Source organism: Bacillus pseudomycoides DSM 12442 (genome assembly GCF_000161455.1).
GTDB classification, from domain to species: Bacteria; Bacillota; Bacilli; order Bacillales; family Bacillaceae_G; genus Bacillus_A; species Bacillus_A pseudomycoides.
In genome coordinates, this window is sequence record NZ_CM000745.1 from 5,349,414 (window position 1) to 5,353,104 (window position 3,691).

At 30.5% G+C, this 3,691-nt stretch carries 4 protein-coding genes; 2 read left to right on the forward strand and 2 right to left on the reverse strand.

What is annotated here, in order from left to right:
• Positions 1-30: 30 nt before the first annotated feature.
• Entirely contained in the window at positions 31-477 is a 447-nt protein-coding gene (locus tag BPMYX0001_RS27090) for a GNAT family N-acetyltransferase (RefSeq protein ID WP_006097370.1), read from the reverse strand.
• Positions 478-578: 101 nt separating this feature from the next.
• Positions 579-995 (reverse strand): MarR family winged helix-turn-helix transcriptional regulator, encoded by a 417-nt coding sequence (locus BPMYX0001_RS27095; protein ID WP_033799461.1) that lies wholly within the window; start codon positions 993-995, stop codon positions 579-581.
• Positions 996-1,884: 889 nt separating this feature from the next.
• On the opposite strand from BPMYX0001_RS27095, the gene BPMYX0001_RS27100 reads away from it, so the two are divergent.
• Positions 1,885-2,355 carry a hypothetical protein gene (locus BPMYX0001_RS27100; RefSeq protein ID WP_006097372.1) on the forward strand — a complete coding sequence of 157 codons (471 nt, stop codon included), beginning with the start codon at positions 1,885-1,887 and terminating at the stop codon, positions 2,353-2,355.
• A gap of 341 nt (positions 2,356-2,696) precedes the next feature.
• Positions 2,697-2,903, forward strand: coding sequence for a hypothetical protein (locus BPMYX0001_RS31720; protein WP_078212033.1), 207 nt, complete (start codon positions 2,697-2,699; stop codon positions 2,901-2,903).
• Positions 2,904-3,691: the final 788 nt, after the last annotated feature.

The window sequence follows — 3,691 nt, forward strand, 5'->3', positions numbered from 1 at the left end:
ACCGGAAGTAAATTCTTTATATAACTATTATTAAAGATTTAATTCTAGCCATTCATCAGTCTCTTTAAAACCAAACCTTTTATATACCGGCCTACCTAACTTTGAAGCCCCAAGCCATATTTTTGTAATACCTGCTGTTTTAGCTTCAGCAACTAGTTTAGTTAACAACTTAGTGGCAATTCCTTTCCCACGATAATTTTCTTTTGTATACATATTAGTAATATAAGCCTTTTTGCCACTCTTATTAGTGTAAGTAGGTGGGAATTCATAAAAGATAATAGCACCCGTTGCAATCATTTCTTCATTATCTTCTACTATCCATTCAATTAAAGAGCCATCATTCATTTTATTGGTAAAGAACTCTTTTAGTTCCGTATCAATATTTTGATTAGGTTCGATTCCTTCGTCCACTAATTGTTTCTTTCTTAAATAAATCAATTTATCAATTTCATTAATAGTTGCTTTACGGAATTTCATCTTTTCATCATCCTTATATGATATAAAATTGGTTAACAATATATTTTTTTCCTGCTAACGGGCGTATTACTACAATCCGTTATAATGTAAAAATAATTTCTTCAACTGGAATATACATGTTTTACTTCTTCTCTTAATAAAGAAAAAGCATCTATAATTTTCTGTTGTTCCTCCGATGTAAGTCGTTCTAAAATCGCTTGTAACTTTTCTTCATCTAATTCTGTATTTCGTTTCAAGACTTCTTCACCATAAGGAGTAAGTTTTACATAAACAATTCTCTTGTCATGAGCAGAACGTTCTTTTTGTAAAATTCCTTTTTTAATAAGTCTCTTAATATGCTCAGAAGCTGTATGATGGGTAACATCAAGCACTTCTGATAAATCTTTTATCGTTACTTCTTTTTGCTTCTTAACCGTTTGCATACACCGAACATTTTGGTGGGTTAACGTTTCTTCGTGTTTATAGTGCAAGTAAAAATAAATATCTGTTAATGAGTCATTAATTTGCTTAACATCCATGTTATTACCCTCTCTTTTGTATCGTTATATACGATATAATAACAAAACGGATACTATTAAAGCAAATAAAATAGACATATCAATCCTTGTTTATTTGGTTATAATGAGAGATCTAACAATCTCATTCAAGTAGTACCAAAAATCTTTTTTTATCTCTGAGTCCTTCTTCTTATTCTCTTTCATAATTAGTATCCTCCTAAATATATCGTATTAAACGATATATAAATCGTTACTAAGCCTAAAAAACATACAAAATAGATATGCTAACAATTATTTTATTAAATAAAGATAAATCAACATTTTTTTATAATTGAGCCTTTCTCTTCCCTCCTATTATATCGCTATATACGATATAATAACAAAAATAACCAAATTAAACAACCCTTATATGATATACAAATCTAGTTAACATAACGCCCCATTATCGATAGCAAGGACAAGGAGGATCCCGACTCTCACAAGGAATCCGCCTTTGTCTTTTTCTATGATTCTATACATCTTTTTATACATTCCTATTCTAGTGCGCCTTTTGGCTGCCCGATGGTTCCCTATGTCTCCCTATTTTTTGTATAAAATCTTGCATGCTCTTAGCGTGGTTTTTTTCCAAAATGCTGGCGGTACCCCATCGCTATCAAGCTAAGGTTTTATTATACCCCCAGAACGAAATTTTTAGGCTTTCTTGTAACGAAAAAGCTTATTTATCATTTTTGCGGTAACCTGTTTTCTTAGGTTGATGACAATGGTCACTCCCCCAAATACTCGGAAAAAATGACCATTCCACTTAAACAAACTTGAAAATTACAAAAAAAAGAGTTTAATAAAGATAAGTTTAAATAAACTATCAATTAACTTTTTAGTTGATTAATACATTGGAAAAGAAGGAATAATAATGATGTTTTTTATGTTAATTATTAATGTGGGTTTTATATTTTTTATTCATTATATAACGAAGTGGGTATTTAAGTATGGAGTAAACCATCCAAGTTCAAACAAGCGCTATTTAAACCTTTTACAATTCGTTAAATTTGCTCCATTAATTGCATTACTTGTATTATTCGTACTGGTTTTAACAACTCTGCATACAAAAGCAGGTATTCGGCTATCTCATGCCTGGTATGCTGCACAATTTTGGGCTTATTATACGTTCTTGTTTTGCAGTTATATGATAACTAAGAAAAAATTTTTTCTGTTTTCGATGATTATATCTTTATTAATAGCCATTTATAACACTCCATTATTTCACTTTGAAAACCTATTTATAGGACATTATGTAGTTGTTGCTGATATTTTCGGAACTTTAATGTTTATAAATTTATGGATAGCAATATCAAAAATTTTAGTGAAAATGAAAAATAAGTAATTACTTTTGGTTCCTGTAATTGACTTAACAGAAATGCCATATACCTATCAATCTGAGATTTTGAAGTATCCCCTAAATGAAAATTTTCTTTCTCTGCAGATAGTTACTCTGAGAAGTCAGCTCATTTTTTCGTTTTGAGGGCATTTATTTTTCTTAAGTTGATGGATATGTATGGTGAGGCCTTATAGCATAAAATACGATTCTATTAGGAGTTTACTATTCTCCGTGTTATTCTTCATATTTTTGCACCAGAACCATATATTTTAATCCTTTTGTAAATCCATCTATTAAAATGTATAATTATATTGAAATTTATAACATTTTGAATCGAGGTGAATAACATGAAAAGTTTTGGTGCGTTAATAACATCTACTATCTTTTCAGCGCTTCTGGTGTTTTATAATGGCAATTCCTTCTACAATAAGTTCACATCAGGGAATACATATTACTGGGTAAACGGTATTCTAGCTGCTACATTCCTTATATCCTTAATCATCAACATGAAAGATATCATCAAGAAAAACTACACAACTTCTGAATCAAATTAAGGAGCCTATAATTGCTCCTTTTTCTATGCAAAATAAAAAAGCAGCGGATTCGCTACTTTAAGGTTCAACTATCTCCCACGTTACTCCATGAATAATTAAGTCTCGTGGTTTCTTTTTTACTTCAGCTAATATCTGTCCTTCAGGAAATGGTTCTTTAGTTTTAGTGATACTTGTACAACCAGCTTCTTCTAATGCATTATTAATCAAAGGCTCGGCATATCGATTAAAACGATTAGATAAATACACACCTCCAAATTATTCCACAACATTCTATATTCAAAGAATAAGAGTGATTTCATTTAGAGCTAGCTTAAAAATATAATTTAGTCTACACAAACTTTCAATAAAACAATTGCTTTTTTAAGTTGAAATTTGTTTTTTTTTTGACTTTGATAATTCGATTTTATTAAGAATATAATGCTTTTTTATTATTTTGCCAGTGGGGGATGGATGAGGTATTATGAAGATGTTCATCCAACTGAACAGTTTGCTCCTTTCCCTGCACAATGTGTGGGAATTTTTTTATAAAGAAAAGACACTCAATGAGTGCCTTCCTTCAGTTCTTTAGTTCACCAATTGTTTTTCTGTAGGGTTTCAACATGATTAATGAAAAAATATAGAGCAGATCTATAACAAGATAATACCATTATGTTACCTGGTTTTCTTATGCAATTTTACATATAGGAGTCTCGCCACATACCTATCAACCTAGTGAAAATAAACACCATCGATTTTTACCTAGGCAAAGCAAGAAACCACAAGGCTGCAAAGCGATTCTTCAAGAAAAT

What these genes read in the sequence shown, in the direction of transcription:
- BPMYX0001_RS27090 (WP_006097370.1), bottom strand. Translation starts at nt 477, where the DNA reads ATGAAATTCCGTAAAGCAACTATTAATGAAATTGATAAATTGATTTAT.
- BPMYX0001_RS31720 (WP_078212033.1), top strand. Translation starts at nt 2,697, where the DNA reads ATGAAAAGTTTTGGTGCGTTAATAACATCTACTATCTTTTCAGCGCTT.
- BPMYX0001_RS27100 (WP_006097372.1), top strand. Translation starts at nt 1,885, where the DNA reads ATGATGTTTTTTATGTTAATTATTAATGTGGGTTTTATATTTTTTATT.
- BPMYX0001_RS27095 (WP_033799461.1), bottom strand. Translation starts at nt 995, where the DNA reads ATGGATGTTAAGCAAATTAATGACTCATTAACAGATATTTATTTTTAC.